The organism is Pseudomonas sp. 05N434 (genome assembly GCF_056396965.1).
Window position 1 is genome coordinate 1 of the sequence record NZ_JBFTMK010001053.1, and the last position, 574, is coordinate 574.

Consider the following 574-nt stretch of genomic DNA (forward strand, 5'->3'; position numbering starts at 1 on the left):
CGGATAATGGCGGCCATTCGTTTAGCCGTTATTCTGGTAATCCCCCATGGAAATCAAGGTCAACTTTCTCGACAACCTGCGACTTGAAGCCAAGTTCGATGACTTCACGGTGGTGGCCGATCAACCTATCCGCTACAAGGGCGATGGCTCGGCACCGGGTCCGTTCGACTACTTCCTGGCTTCGTCGGCGCTGTGTGCGGCGTATTTTGTGAAGTTGTACTGCAACACGCGCAATATCCCCACGGATAACATCCGCCTGTCGCAGAACAATATTGTTGACCCGGAAAACCGCTACAACCAGATTTTCAAGATCCAGGTCGAGTTGCCGGCAGACATCTCCGACAAGGACCGCCAGGGCATCCTGCGCTCCATCGACCGTTGCACTGTGAAAAAAGTGGTGCAAGCCGGGCCTGAGTTTGTGATCGAAGAGGTGGACAACCTCGACGCCGACGCCCAGGCGTTGCTGATGCCTGCTTCTCATTCAGAGGCGAACACTTACATTGCGGGCAAGGATCTGCCGCTGGAGCAAACCATCGCCAATATGTCGGCCATTCTGGCGGACCTGGGCATGAAG

The 574-nt window shown here is 55.4% G+C and carries 1 protein-coding gene; it reads left to right on the forward strand.

All coding sequences use genetic code 11. The annotated features are described in order from the left end of the window. Nucleotides 1-46: 46 nt before the first annotated feature. Nucleotides 47-574, forward strand: a 528-nt coding sequence (locus tag AC1DLB_RS31670; protein ID WP_477786487.1) for an OsmC family protein, incomplete at its 3' end; no start/stop codon positions are given.